At 50.4% G+C, this 21,167-nt stretch carries 13 protein-coding genes; all 13 read left to right on the forward strand.

Features of this window, described 5'->3' with window-relative positions:
- The first annotated feature begins 282 nt into the window (after positions 1-282).
- The 13 genes from ACFQ2I_RS17935 to ACFQ2I_RS17995 all read left to right on the forward strand — a co-directional run bounded on the left by ACFQ2I_RS17935 (position 283) and on the right by ACFQ2I_RS17995 (position 21,034).
- A complete protein-coding gene (locus ACFQ2I_RS17935; protein ID WP_377566594.1) occupies positions 283-2,562 on the forward strand; it encodes a helix-turn-helix domain-containing protein in 2,280 nt (759 codons plus the stop codon).
- Positions 2,563-2,860: 298 nt separating this feature from the next.
- Entirely contained in the window at positions 2,861-3,742 is an 882-nt protein-coding gene (locus tag ACFQ2I_RS17940; protein ID WP_377566728.1) for an ABC transporter permease, read from the forward strand.
- A gap of 90 nt (positions 3,743-3,832) precedes the next feature.
- Positions 3,833-4,675 (forward strand): carbohydrate ABC transporter permease, encoded by an 843-nt coding sequence (locus tag ACFQ2I_RS17945; RefSeq protein ID WP_377566730.1) that lies wholly within the window; start codon positions 3,833-3,835, stop codon positions 4,673-4,675.
- 81 nt (positions 4,676-4,756) lie between these two features.
- On the forward strand, positions 4,757-6,397 hold the full coding sequence (locus ACFQ2I_RS17950) for an ABC transporter substrate-binding protein (protein ID WP_377566596.1): 1,641 nt from the start codon (positions 4,757-4,759) through the stop codon (positions 6,395-6,397).
- Positions 6,398-6,432: 35 nt separating this feature from the next.
- Entirely contained in the window at positions 6,433-9,552 is a 3,120-nt protein-coding gene (locus tag ACFQ2I_RS17955) for a chondroitinase family polysaccharide lyase (RefSeq protein ID WP_377566599.1), read from the forward strand.
- Positions 9,553-9,748: 196 nt separating this feature from the next.
- Entirely contained in the window at positions 9,749-11,191 is a 1,443-nt protein-coding gene (locus ACFQ2I_RS17960; protein WP_377566601.1) for a sulfatase family protein, read from the forward strand.
- A 27-nt stretch (positions 11,192-11,218) separates the two neighbouring features.
- Complete coding sequence (locus ACFQ2I_RS17965) at positions 11,219-12,346, forward strand: glycoside hydrolase family 88 protein (RefSeq protein WP_377566603.1); 1,128 nt, start codon at positions 11,219-11,221, stop codon at positions 12,344-12,346.
- A 315-nt stretch (positions 12,347-12,661) separates the two neighbouring features.
- Complete coding sequence (locus ACFQ2I_RS17970) at positions 12,662-13,576, forward strand: ABC transporter permease (protein WP_377566732.1); 915 nt, start codon at positions 12,662-12,664, stop codon at positions 13,574-13,576.
- 28 nt (positions 13,577-13,604) lie between these two features.
- Entirely contained in the window at positions 13,605-14,486 is an 882-nt protein-coding gene (locus ACFQ2I_RS17975) for a carbohydrate ABC transporter permease (protein WP_377566605.1), read from the forward strand.
- Positions 14,487-14,546: 60 nt separating this feature from the next.
- Positions 14,547-16,091 carry an extracellular solute-binding protein gene (locus ACFQ2I_RS17980; protein ID WP_377566607.1) on the forward strand — a complete coding sequence of 515 codons (1,545 nt, stop codon included), beginning with the start codon at positions 14,547-14,549 and terminating at the stop codon, positions 16,089-16,091.
- Positions 16,092-16,150: 59 nt separating this feature from the next.
- Positions 16,151-18,418 (forward strand): helix-turn-helix domain-containing protein, encoded by a 2,268-nt coding sequence (locus ACFQ2I_RS17985; RefSeq protein ID WP_377566608.1) that lies wholly within the window; start codon positions 16,151-16,153, stop codon positions 18,416-18,418.
- A complete protein-coding gene (locus tag ACFQ2I_RS17990) occupies positions 18,411-19,865 on the forward strand; it encodes a sulfatase family protein (protein ID WP_377566610.1) in 1,455 nt (484 codons plus the stop codon). The genes ACFQ2I_RS17985 and ACFQ2I_RS17990 overlap by 8 nt, the downstream gene beginning before the upstream one ends.
- 17 nt (positions 19,866-19,882) lie before the next feature.
- Positions 19,883-21,034, forward strand: coding sequence for an enolase C-terminal domain-like protein (locus tag ACFQ2I_RS17995; RefSeq protein WP_377566612.1), 1,152 nt, complete (start codon positions 19,883-19,885; stop codon positions 21,032-21,034).
- The last annotated feature ends 133 nt before the right edge of the window (positions 21,035-21,167 follow it).

Here is a 21,167-nt window from a genome sequence, read left to right on the forward strand (position 1 = left end):
GCATTCGTAGCAGGCATACAAGTCGTATACTTAACGAATAGACGCCGTCCGAGCCGCTCCAGTGCAGGATTCCTATACTGGAGCGGCGGAAAGGGGCGGATGCAAGAAAAGAGTCTCATCAGGGCTACCGACTGCGCTAGATGAATCGGTTGCAGGAATGATGGTTTTGATCCAAAAGAGAGAAGCTTTATGCCTTTTATTCTGTAAGCGCTTACCCATTGCAAGGGTTGAAACTTCGGGATATAAGTCGTGAGAGCTCGTAGAGTAAGGGGGATGATCAAAATGGAAACCGGCAAAGCAAATGTAGAGATCGGCCAATCGAAGTCGATGTCGGTGTTCTACAAATACTTGCTTTCTTATACAATTGTGCTCGTTGTCCCGCTGCTTGTGCTGGGCGTATTTGGTTATCATCAGCTGGAGGAGGCGTTGAATCGTCAAGTACGGGACAATCAGTTGCAATTGCTGGAGAAGCTGGAGGAGGATATGGACGGCATGTGGACCCAGATGAACGAGATGGCAGGCAGAATGTCCGTTCATCCTATGCTGACGCCCTATTCCATTCCCGATTATTTTTCATCCGCATTCACGTCCAATCCCTTCCTCGATTATCTCATATCGAGCAAGTACTTGAAGGAAATTGTTTACTACATCCGGGGAGAGGACTATTTGTACTCTTCGGCAAGCACATATCCATTATCCATGTTCCTGAACGAGATGTATCCCTACCGCGAGTGGGAACAGAGTCGGTTCATGGAGGCGATCAATGGATCGATGAGGCCATTCCTGCAGCCCGCCGAGCCGGCCGCTGCATCCCAAGCGACTAATGATCGCTATATCACTTATATGGTTCCTATACCGGTGGGCAGCGCCAATCCTTACGGTACAGTTGCATTCCTCATCAAAGAGAAGGCGTTGCTGGACGCTGACCGTTATCTGTCGGAATACGGGCAGGGAAGTATTCTCGTATTCGATGCGAAGCGTCGTCTTATTGCCGGTCATGGGCAATCCGATATTGCCATGAGCGACGGGATGGAGCGGTTCCTTCAAGGGGAGTACGGCCAATTCGCTATTCGCGAGGTGGACGGCGCGGCTTATTATTGGTCGCGGCAGACGTCCGCAAGCACGGGCTGGACTTATGTGATAACGATACCGGTCGGCAACGTCATGAAGCCGATTGACGATACGGTTCGCTCCTGGTTCAAGGCGACGGCACTCATCCTCGCGTTAGGCGGATTCCTTACGTTCGGGGCGCTCTATTACAATTATTATCCTATCAAAAAGCTGGTCAGACTTGCCGAGAAATATTGGGAACGTCCTGAAGGAAGCGGCAATGAGCTGGAAGCGGTCGGCTCCTTCCTCTCACGCGCCGCGGAATCGAACAGGGCGCTGGGCTGGAAGATGGAGCAGAGCCGGGATGCCGTAAGGGAGCATATGCTGTCGGAGCTGCTCAAGGGGCAGATAATCAGCGTCAAGGAATGGAACAGGCATGGCGAATTGTCCGGCATTCGATTGAATTGGGAGCGAGTACGCGTTATCGTGCTGGAGGGCGAATGGTTAGACAGGACAAGCAAGCAGAAGCTGGTCGAAGAACTGAATAGTCAGCTTAATGAGCACATTCAAGGCTTCTGCAAGGATACGCTGGAGGAGCATCGGCTCATAATTGTCCTTACGCTCGCCTGCAGTGATGCGGCGCTGGAGCAATGGATCGGCCGGCTGCACCGTCATCTTCAGACCGCGTTCGCCAAGTCGATCGTGCTGGGTGTCGGGAACGTCTACGATAGCTTGCAGCATGCCGGACGTTCCTGGATTGAAGCCAGTACGGCAGCGGACTATAAGCTCGTCAAGGGGGGCGACAGAGTTATTTTTTTCCGTGAACTGGGACTTCTTGAAGAGGGGGAGTCTCCTTACGCCAGACAGGAGCTCGACCGGCTCAGTCTGCTGATCAAGCAAGGGGAGACGGCAAGCGCGACCGATACGGTACGGGCGATGATGGAACAGATCCGGCTGGCGAATACGACGCTCGTGATGGCTCGATGTCTATGTTACGACATGATTACGACAGTCATGAATGTCGTCCATGAGCTGAAGCTGGAGTATCCGCGAGCGCAGCTGCAATTCCCCGAAGTATGGACGCTGATGAACTTCGATACGATAGAGGAATTGACTGAATTGATGACGCAGGCATGCATGAGCCTCTCGGAGACGGTCAGACTTGGCGCTCCTGACGAATCTGCTGGAATGATCGACAAGATGGTAGGTTATATTCAAGCGAATGGGAAGAGCTTTCACTTCTCTGTGCAGCAGATGGCAGATGATTTCTCCGTGTCGACTTCCTACTTGAGCCGCTACTTCAAGGAGAAGACTGGCAGTACGCTAAGCGAATATGTGCATCAATACCGAATTGAGCAGGCGAAGCTTCTGCTGGTGCAAGACGATCGTCCCGTGAAGGAGCTGATTCAGCATATCGGCTACGCTGATCCGTCCAGCTTCACAAGGAAGTTCAAGCTGGCTGTAGGCATGACGCCTGCGGAATATCGGAAGTGGAAAGGGGCGAACAAGTAAGCGATAGGTTCACATTTCACCAATAGCGCCCCATCTCGCACACGCTATCCGCATTTCGCTTATAGCCGATTGCAGTTCGTATGCATTACATTCGAGAAGAACCATTCGCTGCGGCGGATATCGGCTTGACGAGGCTGGCGCTGAACGATAGGCGTTAACCTGCAGGCCATACATAAGCTTGAAGCTGGAGGAGGTGAACCATGTGGAAAATGAAACCGTTATCAAAGACGGGGGAGCAGCAGTGGCCGATCGGCAAACGCAGAAGAAATCCGGCGTGACGGCGGTGGCTAAGAGAATAATGGCGTCTTATCAGCTTTACTTGCTGGTGCTACCTACGATCGCTTATTTTATCATTTTTCATTACATTCCGATATACGGGGCGCAGATAGCCTTCAAAGATTTCATAGCGATTAAAGGCATCGAAGGAAGTCCATGGATCGGCTTCGAACATTTCGAACGATTTTTTGACTCCTATCAGTTCTGGCTGGTATTGAAAAATACGCTCGGTATCAACATATACGAGTTGCTTGTCGCTTTCCCCGCGCCGATTGTACTGGCGTTGCTGTTGAATGCTTTAAGCAATGCCCGCTTCAAGAAGTTTGTTCAAACGGTGACATATGCGCCCCATTTTATCTCGGTAGTTGTTATCGTCGGCATGCTGAATATCTTTCTGTCGCCGCATAACGGCATTGCGAACGAACTGATGAAGATGTTCGGAGCAGAGCCGATCTTCTTTATGGGCAGTCCGGAGTGGTTTAAGACCATCTTCGTCTTCTCGGGTATCTGGCAAAACATTGGATGGTCGACCATTATATACTTGGCTGCGCTTACATCGGTCAGTCCAAGTCTGCACGAAGCAGCTGTCGTGGACGGCGCAAGCAAGCTGCAGCGCATCGCGTACATCGATCTTCCGTCCATTCTTCCGACCATTGTCATTCTACTCATTTTGAATATCGGTAACTTTATGTCCGTCGGCTTCGAGAAGGTGTATCTGATGCAAAATTCGCTGAACGTGGATGCGTCGGAAATTATTCAAACCTATGTATATAAAGTCGGTCTACTCAATGCGCAATACGGTTACTCGTCGGCGATCGGATTGTTCAACTCCGTCATTAACTTTATTCTGCTCCTGTCGGTGAACCGGCTGGCCAAGCGATTGAAGCAAAACAGTCTGTGGTAGCAGAGGTCGATGCATGTACATAATTCAAGACGAAGGAGGTGAACGAAGTTGAATTATTCGAACTCGAGGTCGGACAGAGTATTCGACTGGATGAATTACGCTGTGCTGTCGCTGCTGTCGCTGTCGGTTATTTACCCGCTGTACTACGTTGCCGTATCTTCATTCAGTGAACCCAATATGGCCGGTGGGAGCCTGCTGTTCTTGCCGAAGGAGTTCACACTGGAGGGGTACCAACGCATCTTCTCGGACGCATCGATATGGATGGGCTACCGGAACACATTGCTGTATACCGTACTGGGCACCTCCCTTAACATTGTGCTGACATTGACGGCGGGCTACGCGCTATCCAGGCGAGATATGTATGGCAAAAATGTGTTCATGTTCCTGATCGTGTTCACGATGTTCTTCGGAGGCGGACTTATTCCGACTTACTTGCTCGTCAAGGATCTGAGCATGGTCAATACAATCTGGGCGATGATTATCCCCAATGCCGCTTCGGCGTTTAACATCATCATTACTCGCACCTTCTTCCAGACGACGCTGCCCGGCGAACTGCTGGAGTCGGCGCAGATTGACGGCTGCTCGGATCTCCGCTTCTTCCTGCGGATCGCGCTCCCGTTGTCATTGCCGATCGTGGCCGTCGTCACCTTATTCTATGCGGTTAACCATTGGAACTCTTACTTCAACGCATTGATATACCTGAAGGATTACGAACTGCAGCCGCTCCAGATTATTCTCCGCAACATTCTAATCAGCAACGAGATATCGGAGATGTTCGTGGAGGAGGTGCATGATCTGGCGGAGCAGCAGCGGGTGCTGGAGTTAATGAAGTTCGGCGTTATTGTCGTGGCCAGCTTGCCGGTGCTCGTGTTGTACCCATTCCTTCAGAAATACTTCGTCAAAGGCGTGATGATCGGATCGCTCAAGGAGTAGGGGAAGCAGGTACTGAGGCGAAAGGCTAGGATGCAAGGGCTAGGATGCAAGGGCTACTATTATAATGGGAGGTTATTGTTCATGAAAACTCGAAAGCCGTGGTTAAAAGGTACAGCCGGTACAATTATGCTGGCACTGCTGCTCTCTGCTTGCAGCAGCGGCAATGCCGTGAACGAGCCGGCGGGCAATGGACAGAATAGCGATGGGAATGCGGGCGAGCAGCAAAGCAGCAACTTCAATGCCGAAGGCTACCCGATCGTGAACGAGAAGGTGACATTGAAGCTGGCAGCGTTCCAATCGCCGTCCGGCAAGCATATGAACGATTATTTGTTCTATAAGGAAGCGGAAGAGAAGACGAATGTGCGTATCGAGTGGGAGCTGAACCCCGGCGGCAGCGCATGGCAGGAGAAGAAAAATCTGCTGTTCGCGAGCGGGGAGCTGCCGGAAGGCTTCTATGGCCACGGCATCTTGAATGAAGCGACCGATGTGGTGAAGTACGGCTCGCAGGGGGTACTGATTCCGCTGGAGGAGCTGATAGAGCTGCACGCGCCCAACATCAAGGCGTTGTTCGACGCCAGACCGGATTACCGCAAGGCGCTGACCGCTCCCGACGGGCACATCTACGCGCTGCCGACGATTAATGAAGTGTACGCGGTATCGAAGCCGGCGCTGTTCATCAACAAGAAGTGGCTTGACGCGGTGAATATGCCGCTTCCGGAGACGACGGACGAATTCTATCAGGCGTTGAAAGCGTTCAAGGAGCAGGATGCGAACGGCAACGGCAAGGCGGATGAGATTCCGCTGACGTTCCGCGCGGAGGATTGGAATTCCGATCTCGCTTCCTTCTTCGGCTCGTTCGGTCGGGTAGACCGTCGCAACCATATCGTCGTGGAAGAAGATAACGTCATCTATACGGCGGCTCAGCCGGAGTACAAGCAGGCGATCGAATACTTCCACACGCTGTTCAAGGACGGAATTGCCGATCCGGAGAGCTTCACGCAGGACCGGAAGGTATTCTCCGCCAAGATCAGCCAGAATGATCAGGTCGGTGCCTTCATCGCCTGGAATTACAATAGTGTCGGTCTGCCTGAGGACAACGACTTCGTGCCGCTTGCGCCATTGAAGGGACCAGAAGGCCATCAGCAATGGGCGGGCTTTATGCCGGGCATCTTGTTCAAGGGGTCATTCTCGCTGACTAGCGCAGCGGAACAGCCCGAGGTGGCGATCCGCTGGATTGACTACATGTACGATCCCGAGGTCAGCATGCAGGCTGTGCATGGCGTAATCGGACCGAATCTGGAGGAGCAGGCTGACGGAACGTACAGGGTAATTCCGGTACCGGAAGGGAAGACATCCGACGAGTTCAAGGAAGTGCCGAAGACGGCGATGAGCGTATGGGCACAGACGAAGGAGATGCAAGAGAAGATCGTCAGCGAGAATCAGCAGAAGCTGCCGAAGACGGAACTGGATGCGCTCTATGAGCCGTATCTTGTCTACAACGAATTCCCGAAGGCGTACTTCACTGCTGAGGAGGACAGCGAACTCTCTCGCTATATGACGGACATCGGAACCTACACCGATAAAATGTACGCTTCGTGGATGCTGAACGGCGGCATCGACAAGGATTGGGACGGCTATCTCAAGAAGCTGGAGGATATGGGGCTTAGCAAGCTGATCGGGGTCTATCAACAAGCCTATGATCGCTACCAGGCCGGAGAGTAGCAAGCAGTTAAAAAATAGGAAGGGGATGTTTTCGCATGATCATTCAACGTATCGGCAAGTCCCTACTTCTAAGTGCTGCGACAATAATGGCAATAACGCTTGGCCTTGTCCATCCGCTGCCAGCCACGGCAGCGTGGGATGAGGAAGAAACAGCGGTGTTCGTATTCGAGGAGGGAATACCGGAATCGATCTCTGCCGGGGAAGGCTCGTCGATCGATATCAGCTACTCTCGGTATAAAGATGGCGCGGCTTCCTTACGTTGGAGCTTTCAATCGGCTTCGGAGCTCATCATTAACCAGCCGATCGGCTTCAGCAATATCAATAAGGATACCTTCGGCATCTGGATTTATAATGAACAGTCTGTGGACGATGACTTGACGTTCCAGTTTACCCGTGACGGGCAACCGGCCTCATCGTTCCGCTTCGGTCTTAATTATGAAGGCTGGCGTACGGCCTGGGTGCCCTTCGGCGATATGGAGGGCAATCCGGTGAAGGAGATGAACAAGCTGGTCATTACTGCGCCGGAGTCCATAGAGGAAGGGACACTGTATCTGGATCAGATCGTCTTGTCCAATCCGGTGGACGTTCGGCATCCTACACGAGACGCCCAGGTTCCGTTCGTTAATCCGGAGGCGGACACAAGACCCAGCGCCCACTGGCAAGCCTTGTATCTGTTCGACGGGCTGCTGCCTTCCGATGATGATGACAATGACGAAGAAGCGACAGAAGAAGAAATAGCGGCTGTTGACGACATAGAGGCGAAGTATCTGGACTTCGTCTTCCAGCCCGAACCATTATCAGAAGAGGCAATGCATGCGCTGCGAGCGACATTCCAGTCCTATGCTGTCATCCGGGACGAAGAGTATGTACAGGGAAGACCGGTCAATCTTGTTCACATCAAGGATATCTATCCGAAGGCAATAAAAGGAGAGCTGACATCCCTTGTGAACCAAGTGGAGGTAAGGGCATACACGGACTTCATGTTGAAGGTTGCCAAGGGTTATCATTCCGCGAATAATGCGGCTGATCGAGAAGAATTGCAGAACATGTTCATCGACTTGTCTTACCATCTTCGCGACCAGGGATGGGCGTGGGGGAGCAGTCTAGGCACCGTGCATCATCTGGGCTATAACTTCCGAGGCTTCTATCCCGCTATACTGCTGATGAAGGAGGAGCTAGAGGAAGCCGGGTTGTTGCCATGGGCGCAAGAGACTATGAGCTGGTACAGCGGAATTGGTCGCATATACGAGCCGCTGGAGGAGAGCTATGCCAACATTGACATCTTGAATACGACGCTACAGGGCATGCTGGCCAGTATTCTAATGCTAGACGATGAAGACGAGCGAGTTCGACTGCTTCGGCGGCTTAGCGCATGGTTGAGCGACGGGCTGCTACCGGCGCCGGGACTGATGCCCGCTCTGAAGCCTGACGGCTCGGGATTCCATCATATGGGCTTCTATCCCGCTTACACGAAGGGAGCGTTCAACGGTCTTACACCTGTCGTCTATATGCTGGGCAATACGCCTTATCGCATTAGCGAACAAGCACATACAACGTTGAAGCAAGCGATTATGGCCATGCGGCTGTATGCCAACAAGTATGAATGGCTGTTAAGCGTATCCGGTCGCCATCCGACAGGCACAGAGCGAGTGACAAGTTATGCGTTCAAGTATCTGGCCTTGAGCGGAACGCCGGACGGTTCAAGCAGCATTGATCCCGAAGCAGCGGGGGCTTATCTCCGGCTGGTGGAGCCGGATCGGGTCGATGCGACGACAGATTGGCTGTTGACGAATGGGTATGAAGCGGAAGATGACCCCAGCGGGCACTGGACGATGAACTATGGCACGCTGTCGCTGCATCGCCGTGACCATTGGCTAGTCGGCGTCAGAGGGCACAACCGTTACTTCTGGTCGAATGAGCTGTACAGCAACGCGAACTGGTACGGCAGGTATACGACTTACGGGCAGATTGAGATCAAGAGTCAGGGCGATCCCGTCAACAACCTGGACAGCGGTTATTCCCATGACGGCTGGAATTGGAATCGCTGGCCGGGAACGACAACGATCCATCTTCCATTGGATGAGCTGAAGGCGACTTCATTCACGGAGATGCTGCTGACCGACGAGACCTATGCTGGTGGCTTGAACATAGAGGGTAAGAACGGCATGTTCGCCATGAAGCTGCACGAGCATCCGAAGTATGATGAGAGTCATCGTGCCCGCAAGTCCGTCTTCATGTTCGACAACCGTATCATTGCGCTTGGCTCGGACATTGAGAATACGGATGCGGATCATCGAACGGAGACGACGCTGTTCCAGAATGCGCTGAGCAGCGAAGCCGGCAGCGATCCGCTATGGATTGGAGAGCAAGCGGCGATTACAGCGTTCCCGTATGAACGGAACATGACGCTGCAGGAGCCGACATGGCTTGTAGACAATAAGGGGAACGGCTATTATGTACCCGCGGGACAGTCCGTCACGGTTCAGAAGTCAACGCAAATGTCCAAAAACCAAAAGAACGGTGCGGATACTTCGGGCGACTTCGCCACAGCATGGCTTGATCATGGCAAGGCGCCGACCGGCGAGAGTTACGAATATGCGATCGTTGTCAACGCAACTCCCGGGAAGATGCATGCATTCGCAAGAAGGATGAGCCAACCGGCCGCTGCGCCTTATCGTGTGCTGCGGAAGGATACGATGGCGCATATCGTGAACGATCGTGCCGCGAAGACAACGGGATACGCCTTGTTCGAAGCAATCGGCAATGGGGAAGGGGACGATCCCATTGTCGCGCCGGGAGATGGACATCTGGCAGCTGTCGATACGCCGTCGATGGTCATGATCAAGGAGAAAGGCTCTCATCTCGTCCTGTCAGCGGTGGACCCCGATCTTCGCTTATATGAAGGCATCGATGAGGAGCAGTACGACGAGAACGGCAACTTCGTGGGAGGCCAGGGACCATATGACCGTCCATGGAGGGAGAACGCCAGCATCATGCGCCCGCTCCGGATTACGCTGCACGGCGAATGGGAGCTGGAGTCAGAAGCAGATAATTATCGGCTTGTATCCGTAGAGGCTGGACAGACCGTCATTGAATTGGATTGCCGGGACGCTATGCCGATCGAGTTAGAACTTAAGCGGGCAAGACGGGGCTGATCCGCTCTTCTCAACGGGACTTGAAACGTTATTGGTGTTGAGTTCCTTCCTCTCATAGAGAACTTGAGACGGCATGCGCCCGACGATGAGCGCATGCCGTCTCTTCAGATGCCCGGCGGGTGGAATGATTCTTTCCCCTTATAAGGGAGGGAGCGGGACATTATAATGAACATATTGGAATGGAGGGGGAATGGCAATGAGCAGTGGAAGGCCGAATATCATCTATGTATTCGCCGATCAATGGCGAAGAGGGGCAATCGGTTGTATGAAGCAAGACCCCGTCATTACGCCGGTTATGGATCGCTTCGCGCTGGAAAGCCGGGTGTTCACTCAGGCGGTGAGCTGTACGCCGCTATGCTCGCCGCACCGGGCATCCCTGATGTCTGGACGATACGCCATGTCTACGGGCGTCTATACGAATTGCAAACTTGGCGAAGGGATTATGCTGTCACCTGACGAGGTGTGCATCGGCGACGTGCTGAAGCGGGAAGGATATGCGACCGGCTACATCGGCAAGTGGCATCTTGATCTGCCGGAGCAGAATGTCGAGCAGGAGCCCGCTTCCGGAGCGCGACATTGGGACGCCTACACGCCGCCGGGACCGAAGCGGCACGGATTCGACTTCTGGTACTCGTACGGTGCTTATGATCAGCATCTGGAGCCGCACTATTGGACAGACTCGCCGGATATGATCAAGGTGCGCCAATGGTCGCCGGAGCACGAGACGGATGTGGCTCTGCAATTCCTGGAGGAGCGCAGCCGTAGCAAGGAGCAGCCGTTCGCCCTGTTCGTCTCCTGGAATCCGCCTCATTCGCCGTATGAGCTGGTGCCGGAGCGTTATCGCGAATTATACGAGGAGCTGCCGCTGCAGCTTCGCCCCAATGTATCGGCGATTGACCCGCTGCAAGTGCATACGGGAGAGACTGTGCCTGGCGGCGCTGACCGTCTGCATCGGATGACGAAGGATTATTACGCGGCTGTAAGCGGACTGGACGAGCAGTTCGGAAGGCTGCTGGAAGGATTGCGCCGTCACGGCTTCGACGACAATACAATCGTGGTGTTGACTTCCGACCACGGAGAGCTGCTCGGATCGCATGGCCTGATGGCGAAGCATTCGTGGCACGAGGAATCGATCGGTATCCCGTTCCTGATTCGCTGGCCGGAGCGGATTGCCCCGGGGACGACCGACGAGCTGCTGAACACGGTGGATATTATGCCGACGCTGCTGTCGCTATGCGGGCTGGATGTGCCGGATACAGTGCAAGGTGAGGATCTGTCGGCGGCAATTCGCAGGAATGCCGAGAGCAGCGGAATTGTCCATGACGAACGATGTGAACGTTATGCTTATATTAGCGCCTTCCCGGGCAGGAAAGAAGCGATTGACGCCTATCGCGCGGCCGGGCTGGACAACCGGCGTTACGGTTGGCGGGGAATGCGCTCGCAGCGCTATACTTATGTGGTGAACAAGGGCTATGCCCCCGGCGAGGCGACGGAGCGATTACTGTACGATCTGGAGAGAGATCCTCACCAGCTTAAGCCGTTGAAGCTGGATAAGGCGGAAGCGCATCCCGTTGCCGAGCGGATGGAGCGGGAGCTGGCGCGGCGACTGAAGGAGACGAACGACGAATTTACATTATGATGCGATGGAGAGAGGGAGGATACAGAGATGTGGAAGCAAGCTATTGAGGACGCAGTCGCGAAGACGCAACGGAACATGTCGGTACATGGAATGACTTTTCCGCACATTGATAACGATCAGAGGTATGCATGGGGAGAGAACAACGATTGGATAGAGGGCTTCTATACCGGCATGCTCTGGCTCTGCTATCGGTATACTGGAGATGATGCGTTCAAGAAGGCTGCTATGGAGCAGGGGAGCGACTACCGCAGGCGGCTCGACAACGATATCGCGCTGGAGCATCATGATATCGGATTCCTGTATATGCCGTCGGCATTCGCGCAGTGGAGATTAACAGGTGACGAGTCGGCGAAGCGGCTAGCGCTGGATGCCGCCGACAAGCTGCTGGGACGGTGGCGTCCGAAGGGGAACTATATACAAGCCTGGGGCCCTGCCGGTGATGAGAAGAACGGCGGACGCATTATTATCGACTGTCTGATGAATCTCCCTCTCCTCTATTGGGCATCCGAGACGACAGGCGAAGCCAAATACAAGGACATCGCCTGTATCCATGCGGAGCAGAGCCTTCGCTATCTGGTTCGGGGGGACGATTCCTCCTATCATACGTTCTACTTCGATCAGGAGAGCGGCATTCCGGTGGGCGGCGGTACGCATCAGGGCTATCACGACGGTTCGACGTGGACACGCGGCCAGGCTTGGGGCGTATACGGCTTCGCCTTATCCTATCGCTACACGCGTGACCCGCGATTCCTGGAGGCATCGCGTCGGCTGGCCCGTTACTTCATCGCGCATCTGCCGAAGGATCATGTCGCGTATTGGGATTTCGACGCGCCGATCGAAGCGGGAACGCCGCGGGACAGCTCTGCATCGGCGATTACCGCTTGCGGCCTGCTAGAGCTTATCGAGCATCTGGAAGAGGGCGATGCGGAACGGGCATACTTCCAGGAGCATGCCCGGCGCATGATGGAATCGCTAGTGAAGCATTATGCGACTATCGGCGATGAGACTGCGGAAGGGCTGATTCGGCACGGTTCCTATAGTGTGCGCACGGGCAATGCGCCAGACAGCTACATGATCTGGGGCGACTATTATTATCTTGAAGCGCTGATGCGAATGGAGCAGGGGTTTGCAGGCTTCTGGTATGAGAGCGAGTAGCATAGCGCTTTGAAAGGCGAGGAATCCCTGAAGCATCATCATATGCTTCAGGGATTTTTTTTGAAATTTTCGCGGTCGTTCAGAGGCATGCATGGCGTTGCAGACAGTTGGATTCGGAACGTTTGGACAACTCAAAATAATGTATGGCATGTTTCTGGCTTATGGGAAGTGAAATTGCGCTGAACGGCCACAAAGTCGTCTGCGGAATGTATACGGAAATGGCTGAAACCCCCTATAATACGGGCTAACTACATTCTATGAGAGGTTGATGAGATGAATTCGAACCAAGCCAATCCTGACCATGCAGCAGCCGCTATGACCTTGCAAAACAGGATTACACGTTCCATTATAAAAAACCGTCTGCTTTATATTATGCTTTTGCCGGGATTGATCTATTTTGTTCTATTTAAGTATGTGCCGTTATGGGGGATACTGATCTCCTTTCAGGATTTTCAACCGATAAAAGGAGTGGCAGGAAGCGAATGGGTGGGGTTCAAACATTACGCTCACTTGTTCGGAAGCAAGGATTTCTTCATGCTGTTGAAGAACACGCTGCTGCTTTCCTTTTACAATATTGTGTTCAGCTTTCCGCTGCCGATTATGATTGCATTAATGCTTAACGAACTCAGACATGTGGTGATGAAGCGTTTCGTTCAAACGATGATTTATGTGCCGCATTTTATGTCATGGGTTATCGTAGTCGGTTTTTTCTTCATCATCTTTGAATCGTCCGATGGTTTGTTTCAAGGGATATTACAATCGCTCGGATTAAACGAATTTTCGTTTATGCTTGATCCGGATTGGTTCCGTCCTATGTACATCTTGCAGATATTATGGCGAGACACGGGGTGGAACAGCATTATATACTTGGCTGCTTTAACCAGCGTTGATCCCCAATTGTACGAAGCTGCGCGAATGGATGGGGCTGGACGCTGGAGACAATTGTGGCACATTACGCTGCCGGCAATTAGGAGCACGATCGTCATTATGCTTATTTTACGGATGGGCGATATTATGGAGCTTGGATTTGAACATATCTATTTATTGCTGAATCCCTTGAATCGCTTTGTTGCGGAAATATTTGATACCTATGTCTATACGGCAGGCATTCTGCAAGGCCAGTTCAGCTATAGCACCGCTGTTGGCATGTTCAAGGCCATTGTAGGGCTCATACTTGTCGTTGGAGCGAATAAGCTGGCGAAGAAGATGGGCGAGGAAGGCATATATTGATGAAGTTTGCTGAAAGGAAGTGGACAATATGATTATGGAACGGACATGGGGAAGTCGGATTTTTGATGCAGTCAATATAACGATTCTGCTAGTGGTGGCCCTTGTATGCTTTCTTCCGTTTGTTCATGTGATCGCTGGTTCGTTCGCAACAAGCGAAGAACTGCTTAGTAAACCTTTTTTGCTCTTTCCTACACAGTTTTCGCTTGATGCTTTCCGCTATATTTTTTCGACGGATTCTCTTATGCGCAGTATGTTCGTCACTGTGACTATTACGGTCGGCGGCACGCTTATCAATATTGTGCTGTCTTCTATGACGGCATACCCGCTTTCGCGAAGCGATCTGCTAGGCAGGCGTCCGCTTATGCTCATGATCGTGTTCACGCTTATGTTTCATGGAGGGATGATTCCACAGTTTTTGCTAATTAAGCAGCTTGGATTGCTGGATTCGCTATGGGCGCTCATGCTGCCAACAGCGATCAACGCTTTTTACCTCATTATTCTCAGGAACTTTTTTCAGCAGCTCCCGGCTGGTTTGGAGGAGTCGGCGAAGATCGACGGATGCAATGATTTTGGCATTTTGCTGCGTATCGTGTTCCCTTTGTCGTTGCCTGCGATCGCCACACTGACTTTATTTTATTCTGTCATGCACTGGAATACCTTCATGAATGCCATTCTGTATATTAATGATGCCAATAAATGGCCCATTCAAGTATTACTTCGCTCGATTGTGTTGCTGTCCGAAGGTGGAATAGGCGATTCTACGGCAATGAGTGCCGATATTATGCAAATCCCGCCTGAATCCGTCAAAATGGCTGTCATTACAGTCGCAACGTTACCGGTATTAATGGTATATCCATTTTTACAGAAGTATTTCGCGAAAGGGATTTTGCTTGGTTCGGTTAAAGGATAAGATCATTTGCTGACTTGTCTTTAACATAGTGCAACCATAAAAAGATTGGGAGGATGTAATATGAACTTGTTTAGGCAAAAAAGAGAACCGATGAAATTAGTTATTCTTTTCGGAGTACTGCTAAGTCTAATAGCCATAATCAGTGGATGCGGAGACAGGAATCAGCCCGGGAATAATCATTCTGATGCGACGAACCAACAAGAAAGCGAAAGCGGGCAGCAAAGCGCTAAACCTTTCCAGATGTCCATCATGCTGAGCCCTGCGGGAGAAGCGCCTAAAAACGACAGCGAAGTGAAAAGCGCATTGGAGCAGCTAACAGACACAAAGCTTGCTATTACATTTGTACCTCGTCCCGCCTATGCGGATAAATTCAACGTTACGCTAGCGTCCGGCGATATGCCGAAAGCACTTCTGGCATTGGATCCCAAGAATGCCAATGTGGTTAATTCCATACAATCAGGTGTGTTCTGGGAAATAGGGCCGTATTTGAAGGATTACCCGAATCTAAGCAAGCTGGATCCGCAAGCGCTGGAAAACTCCAAGTTCAATGGCAAAATATATGGATTGATTCGTTCCCGCGGTCTTGGTCTGCATGGTATTTCATTCCGAAAAGATTGGCTGGACAACGTCGGTCTTGACGAGCCGAAAACAATCGACGAGTTGTATGAGGTGTTGAAAGCCTTCACATTAAACGACCCCGATCAAAATGGCAAGCATGACACTTATGGGCTTGTGGAGAGCAAGGATTTGATTAGCTTTGAAGACGTTTCCATATTTTTTGGCGCGCCAAAAGGTTGGGGCATTCAAGATGGCAAGATGGTTCCCGCATTCGCGACGAAAGAATATATGGATACCCTCTTGTTTTTCAAGAAGCTATATGATGAGAAATTGATGAATACTAATTTTGCTCTGCTGAACTCACAGCAGAAGAAGGAAGAAATAAAAAAAGGAAAAGCCGGATTGTTCGTCGGCCCCCTGAATCTGATGACAGCTGAATTTGTATCGGGTACCGTACAGAAAGAAGCGGTATACGATGCGGTTAATGCGGTAGACGGACCGTTCGGAATGAGAGCGATTTCAACGCCCGGCTTTTACGGCATGTATCTATTCCCGAAATCGTCGAATAAGACGGAAGAAGATTTAAGACAAGCCTTGCAGTTTTTTGACAAAATTTCGGGACAGGAAGGAATGGATTTGCTGCATTATGGCATCAGGGACGATTACTATAAGGTAGTGGATGACAGAGTCGTTATGAATCCTGAGAAGTCTAAAATCGCACAAATCGAAAGTCAGTTTAATCATCTGGCCATCTCACCGAAGTCAGTGGCAACGCCTCTAGCGATGTCGCCGCTGGAAGAAAAGGTCAAGCGTTTGGAGGATGCTAATCAATCTATTGCTGTTGCTGACAAAGCCTATAATTTGCTATCCAAGACCTTTACGGAGAAAGGCGCCGAATTAACGCAAATTGTCAATGATGCATCGATTAAATTTATTATGGGGCAAATCGATAACAAGGACTGGGACAATATGATAGCGGAGTGGAAAGAAATGGGCGGCAATCAAGTCATTCAGGAATATACGGAGCAACTGGAAGCCAATCGTTAATTTGTAATCATCGCTTATCTTATTATGACTCGAGGAAATAAGGAGAGGATCGGAAAACCATGCGCAATTCGTCATACTTAAAAAAACTGGTGCTGTTCAGCCTGCTGCTTGGTGCCATTCCGATCCTGGTCCTGGGTGTCTACTCCCACTCACAGGCATCGAAGACAATACGTCAAAATGCGGAAGTGGGCAGCGGGCAATTGTTGTTGCAAAGCAAGCTGAAGGTAGAGCAAAACTTGAAAAATATTGATACAACACTTACCTCGTTTCTGCACTCTACTTTCGTAGACAAAGCGTTGAACGAGCCATACTCTCCCGAGCGATTTGACTTATTCGATCAACTTGGGAAAAGCATGTACCGTCTGCAAATATTCGAAGTGAATGTGGAAAATATATTGTTGTTCAACTTGAAGCAACAATGGTCGATTAGCAATGACGGCGTGCAGGTATTCGAAGACAATTCGCTTCTGGATGAGGAGCTTCAAGTATTGAAAGACCCGGGTGTGAATACGTTATGGCTTCATCAAGCCGGCGGGCATTTGCTGCTTGTAAAGAAATATCCACTTCATGTGAGCAATCCTGACGCTGTATTGGTGGCCCGTATATCCGGCGCAGAAGTGGAACGGATATTAATGGGAGAGACGGCTACGAGCGGCTTGGCGATATTGGGATCGAACGGGGAATTAATCGCTGGATCTAATCCTATTGATCAAGGTGAAAGCATCGCTCGGTTATACCAAACATCAGTTGATCAGCAGATGAATACTGGCTTTAGGATGATAAAGGCAGATGGAGAGGAATACGGCGTTTCCTATATCCATTCGGAATATAACGGCTGGATTTATGCCAATACGTATTCCATTTCTGCGTTGACGGTAAATATGGTTTCGATTGCGATGTTTACCATTTTCCTTTGTCTGTTGATCCTTTGCGTTATAGCCGTCGTATCCTTTATGGGCTTTTATAAAATGCACAGTCCGATCCGTAAAATTGTGCAGTTGCTGTCAGGACAGTTGAAAGGAACTGCCGGCAATAAAAATGACGAAGTGCAATATATTCGAGATCAAGTCTTTCATATGATAGAGGAACGAACGCGGTTAAATGATGAAAATCAGATTCAAGTTCAACATTTAGAAGAGTTTTTCATTCATAAATTGATTCACGGCAATGTGTCGGAAAAAGAAATGATCGATAAGTCCGAACAATATAAATTCCCTTCAAATTGGAGGCAATATTGCATTCTGGTCATTCAAATCGACGCTTTGGGAGAAACGAGATATTCAGAGCTTGACGCTGAGCTGCTCTTGTTCGCTATAGGCAATATGGCTGCTGAATTGATTTCTCCTGCACGCAGATTAAGACCAATTGGCACCGGTGAGTCTCTGGTTGTCATCTACGGTACAGTTGAAGACGATTACCCATCGTTCAAGAAAGAAATATACCAGACGACCGAACATTTACAGAATACCGTGCGTCGTTATCTGGAATTGGCTATTAGTATTGGGGTAAGCCGGCCGTTCATCGACTTAAAAGATTGTCCTCGTGCCTATACGCAAGGCGTCGATGCGTTGAAATATCGTATTGGCCTTGGCGGCAACGCGATTTTATTTATGGATGAAGTATTGCCGGAACAGTTCGAGGAATGGTTCTATCCAAAGCATCTGGAGCTTGAGTTAATGGAAGCTATTAAACTTTTCGACGAAAACCGAGTAGAGGAGATTCTTCATGTGCTCATCCAGGAATTGCTTGGTGAGAATTTGAACCATCTGGAGTATCCGTTGTCGCTGGCCAGACTGATGCTGGAGTTGCTTCGTCTGTTACAGGATACCGGCATTTCACATCAAGCGCTATATACGGAGGAAAAGACGCTATTTGAGCATTTATTCCGACTAAAGACTTCCATGGAAATCGAAGAGTGGTTCAAAGATAAGGTTATATGGCCTATTATCTCTCTAATGAAGGACAATCGGCATAATCATCATCGTCAAATAGCCAATGAACTATTCAAGTGCATCCAGGAAAAGTACAATACCAATCTGACGTTAGAGCAATGCGCGGCAGAGCTCAATTATCATCCCGATTACGCTGGCCGCATATTCCGCGACCAGGTAGGCATCAGCTTTAGTGAATGCTTGCAGAAGCATAGACTTACGGTAGCGAAAACCTGGCTTAAGGAAACAGACATGAAAATTAATGATATGGCACAGCATTTGTGTTATGCCAGCTCAGCTAACTTTATCCGTTATTTCCGAAAATCAGAAAATATGACGCCCGGTCAATACCGTGAAAGCATGCGTCATACAAAAAAGGAGCAAGTCAATGAATAATAAACCTCATGTTGTCGTGATAATGGCAGACCAACTGCGAACGGATGCATTGGGGCCGCACACACCAAATTTGAATGCATTGTTGGGGGAAAGTGTCTCTTTTCAACGGGCATATTGCGCTTCACCGTTATGCGTTCCTGCACGGGGAGCTTTCTTTACAGGGAAATATCCCAATGTGACGAAATCGTTGAACAATGCAAAGCTTAATAGAGAGAAAGAATTGGGCAATGTCGGCAAGGAACATACACATATGTACCGTCTGATGGAAGAAGAATGGGATAGCTGGCATACGGGGAAAATGGATTTTTACACGGAAGAACGGATTGAGCGGTCCCCGCATTCCGCAACGCACTGGTTGCCGTTGGAGCCCAGATATTATGATTATCTGAATCAGCATGGAAAACGTCGTCCCGGCGGGCCGGATTTTAAAGGCATCGTACCGGAGTTAGCCTACGGAGAAGTAACACATATAGGGACTTGCTCCAATCCGACAACAGGTTGTTACGAAGAAGGAATCCAGTATCATTATGACGGCTTTATTCTTAAAGATACGATGCATGCTCTATGTAATCGCGACAAAAACAAACCGCTGCTTCTCAATGCCATGTTTTTTGCTCCTCACCCTCCAATTGATATACCAGAACCTTGGTATTCTTCGATTCGAGAGGAGGATGTAACGCTGCCTGATAACGTCGGAGTGTGGAGTCCCAATCAGTCGCCGCTGCAATTGTACAACTTGCCGGGCGTAATAGGAGCACAGCGTACCCGTGAACAGTGGCGGGAAGTGTGGCGGGCTTATCTTGGTTTTGTATCGCTTCTGGATGACTGTGTAGGACAGGTGATATCCGAATTGAAGCGACAGGGAATATATGATCAGACGCTCTTGGTATTTACAAGCGATCACGGGGAGATGCTGGGATCACACCGGTTATGGCAAAAAATGTGCATGTACGAGGAATCCGTCAAAATACCGTTGTGGATGAAGTTTCCTCAAGGCGAGTCATTTGAAAATCAAGAGATCGATCACATTGTTAGCAGTGTCGATGTATTGCCGACGCTGTGCGAATATTTGGAGATAGAAGCGCCAGAGAATATGTGCGGCCAATCATTAATGCCTGTCATACGGGGAGAAGCGTCCCGGCGGGAATCGATTTTCATCCAATTTGATGGCAATGGCTCCAGAAGTAATTACCAGAGATGCGTCATTGAGGGGCGCTACAAGCTGATTGTCGATTTATTCAAAGACGAAATCTTCTTAGAGCTGTATGACGTTATTGGGGATTCGCAGGAACAAATGAATTTGGCCTTTGAACCAAAGCACAGCGCACAGGTGGATAAAATGCTTCAGTCGCTCCGATTGCATATGAGCCGCACGAATGATTATTTGACGCTGCCGTCTGATGTCTACGAACAATTTACTCGCAATTATTCTGAATTCAAGAAGTGAACCGGAGGACGAACAACATGCGGAGCTTTGATTCATTGTTTGAAATAAGCGGCGTAATCGATGCAGTGACCTTGTACAGGATGGACGTCTCGGTGGAACGACATTTCAGCTTCGGAAGTTGGTCGAGCCGTCAGCATGGCCTGTTGAAGATTGCTTCAGGCGAGGAATATGGCTGGGGAGAAGAAGTGATGGCCGTCAATACCGAGGATCTGGAGCTCGCCCAATGGTCAGTCGGTCTTGAGAGACTCAGCGGCATGACGGTCGGCAACGCGCTGCTGTTCGTACAGAGCATGTTAGAAGATTGGGGAACGCGCAAGTGCGAGATGGTGGAGATGGCATTGATCGATCTGGCAGGGAAGCTTCTACGGAAGTCGTCTATCGAATTGTTGGGATTGACGGGGACGAAGCCGGTACCTGGACTCTATTGTGTACTGGAGAAAGACGAGGAATCCGTCGAGGCGAGGGCGAAGGAAGCGGTGGCACAGGGATACCGACGCTATTTAAAGGTTAAATTGTTCGGCGATCCGCTTGTCGATGAAAGAGTTGTTCGTGCGGCAAGGCATGTCATGGGAGAAGAAGCTTATATTGTGGGAGATGTGAACACCGGATACCGGATGCGACAATCGGAGGCGTCAGTTGACGACATCGCCGCCCAATTGCTAAGGCTGCAACGATGCGGATTGAGCGCTTGCGAGGACCCGGCAGCATTAGATCGGGATCAGTGGGTAACTCTTCAGAAGATGGTTGGATCTCTTGATCTCATTCCTGATTATCCATTGCGGCCTGCACGTAAAGCCATCCACACCCTCGTACCGGGCATGGGAGCCATATTCAACATTCATCCGGGGGCCATGGGTTCGTTGCTGGAGGCGATAAAGCTTGCCGAGAAGATAGATGGATTTGGCGGGGGGATTATGATTGGGGACAACAGTCTGATAGGTCCGGCATGTACTGTATGGCAGCAGTTGGCGATCGGTTTGCAGGCGGAATGGGTAGAAGCGTTAGAGAAGAAAGAGGAGTCGGAATCCTTTCTGCAATGTCTCGTTTCCAGGAAGACTTCATCTTTGAAGGATGGCAAAGTAGCGGTTTCAGGGGAAGGTTTTGGATTCGCCTTGCAATTGGATGAACAAGCGTTAGACGGTATGAGTGTTCATCAGATCCGGTTATAACAGCCGTATACAATCATAAACATATTCATCTTCATGTCCACATGCGAGTGTAACAACTCCATGTGGCTTTTTTCTTTCCAAAAATGTAACAAATTTGGCACATTTGTAAAGGATAGGAGTAGTGAGCACGGAA

The sequence above is a fragment of the Paenibacillus chungangensis genome (assembly GCF_042675905.1).
Taxonomy (GTDB): Bacteria; Bacillota; Bacilli; order Paenibacillales; family Paenibacillaceae; genus Pristimantibacillus; species Pristimantibacillus chungangensis.